The organism is Anaeromassilibacillus sp. An200, from assembly GCF_002160025.1.
GTDB lineage: Bacteria > Bacillota > Clostridia > Oscillospirales > Acutalibacteraceae > Caccousia > Caccousia stercoris.
The window spans coordinates 1-1920 of record NZ_NFJU01000108.1 but is presented as its reverse complement, the minus strand read 5'-3'; the positions used below and the strand labels follow the sequence as shown (position 1 = coordinate 1920).

Genomic DNA, 1920 nt, shown 5'->3' with positions numbered 1-1920 from the left:
TGAAGACCTGCTAAAAAAAGTCAAGTAAAATTTTCGAGAGAATGAGCAAAAAAACGAGCGCACAAATCTAAGCCGCTGAGCATCTCAAAATCGAAATGGCGGCCGGCCAGATGATATAGTGCAGAAAAATCAGTCGTATTCCATGGAATCCAAATAGGCTTTTACAGAAGCGTAGTAGATGCGCAGAAACTTGTTTGCGGAGGCCATCATGTAGACTCGGTAAGGCTTGCCTTCAGAATGTTTCTTGCTCATGAACTGGTAGACCGGCTCATCCATTGGAGCACGTTGCAGGATGACACTCATCACCAGAAAGAGCGTCCTGCGCAGGGAGGCAGACCCCCGCTTGGAAATGCTGCGGCTGCGGACATCCATTTGGCCGGATTGGTAGGGCGGGGCATCAATGCCCGCAAAGGCCACCAGTGCTTTTTTTGAATGAAAACGGCGGACATCGCCAATTTCAGCCATAAGCTGGGGGCCGAGAGAGGGACCAACGCCAAACATCCCCATTACCACAGGATACTCCGGCAGAGAAGCTGCCAGGGACTGCATCTCTTGTTTGAGAGCAGCTAACGCGGCAGAAGTTGCCCGGAGTTGGGAAATAGCCTGTTCTACCAAAAGTTTTGTTGTATCCGTTTTTGGCATGACACCGAAGTGCCCACAGGCAGAGGCGTATATATCCAATGCCTTATTTTCGTTGAAATTGTAGCCGTGCTTTCTGCACCACTTCTGGTATCTGGTGATAAAGGTCTTCTCAGACAGACCGCAGACACACTCGCAGTGCCAAAAAGCATCTACAAAGTCCACCCACTTCTCGCTGCCATCAGCGCGGGGCGGACTGGCAAACAGGCGGTTTGCGTCCGGGAAAGTTGTGTCCAGCAGGGAGATCAGGTTATTCTTCAGCATGGTTTGTACTTTGGAATACTGCTGGTACTGCCGGTAGCAGGTCTTCAGCATGAGCCGGGTATCCTCATCGGGGACATATCTCGGCAGTGTGAGCCAGTGGTCAAGGCCGTAGTTGGCCAGCTTCACAGCATCCTTCTTGTCGGTCTTGGCCCGCCTTAAACTGTTGTTTCCGTAGTCGTGCACCAGCATTGCATTGACTACCGAGACATAAAGCCCCGCGTCGTGGAGTAGCCAGGCCACAGGCGCGTGGTAATTACCCGTGGCTTCCATCACCACACGGGTCTCACCGTCCAGGCTTTTGAGCAGCCTTGCCAGCTCACTCAGTTCGCTGTCGGTGTGAAGTACCTCAAAGGGTGAGACTACCACCTCTCCGAAAGGCCGCATGACTGCGATCATGCTTTTGCCCTTGGAAACATCGATGCCAACGCAGTTCATCCACATTCCTCCAATACAACGAATCTGTGCAACCGGAATCCATCTTTTCTCGCTGCCGATTCAATCTATTGGGTGACACGAACTCCCCGGCATCCGGTAGGCTCAACCTGCTCAAATCGAACGCTGCAACAAGAGGATGGCTGACCGTCTTCAAAGCGGACATACGAAGCCCAAGGGAGTGAACGTCAGCCAGTTGCTCCTCTTATTGTAGCTTAGGCACGAGATGGAGGGAAAGCCGGACTGGCTGCCCGGCTTTCCTGTCCAAATTTATTGTAATAGGTAGTAAAATGGAAAACCCTATTACCATCCGTGAAGCAGTCACGGAAAACGATGCTGCAACTTTTTGGGAGCAGCTCCACATGTATTTTAAACGAGATATTTTTCCCGATCCAAATGACCGAAACAGAGAATATTTTCTCAGTGATTCGGAGTACCGAGCCCATGTGCAAAAGATTCATGACAGACCGGAAGACCGGTGCTTCTATCTGTTCTTTCATCGGAATGGACGGGACATCGGCTTTGCCATGCCGGTCATTTACACCTCTGAGGATGGAAAATGCTTTGTCATGGAGTATTGCGTGT

2 protein-coding genes are annotated in these 1920 nt (G+C 51.0%); one reads left to right on the top strand and one right to left on the bottom strand.

What is annotated here, in order from left to right; all coding sequences use genetic code 11:
• Positions 1-129 precede the first annotated feature (129 nt).
• Positions 130-1338, bottom strand: coding sequence for an IS110 family RNA-guided transposase (locus B5F35_RS18035; protein ID WP_087243051.1), 1209 nt, complete (start codon positions 1336-1338; stop codon positions 130-132).
• 359 nt (positions 1339-1697) lie between these two features.
• Here B5F35_RS18035 and B5F35_RS19095 point away from each other — a divergent pair.
• On the top strand, positions 1698-1920 hold a 223-nt coding region (locus tag B5F35_RS19095; RefSeq protein ID WP_442856501.1), incomplete at its 3' end, for a hypothetical protein.

Coding starts and splice junctions, on each gene's coding strand:
- B5F35_RS18035 (WP_087243051.1), bottom strand. CDS start 1,338: ATGAACTGCGTTGGCATCGATGTTTCCAAGGGCAAAAGCATGATCGCA.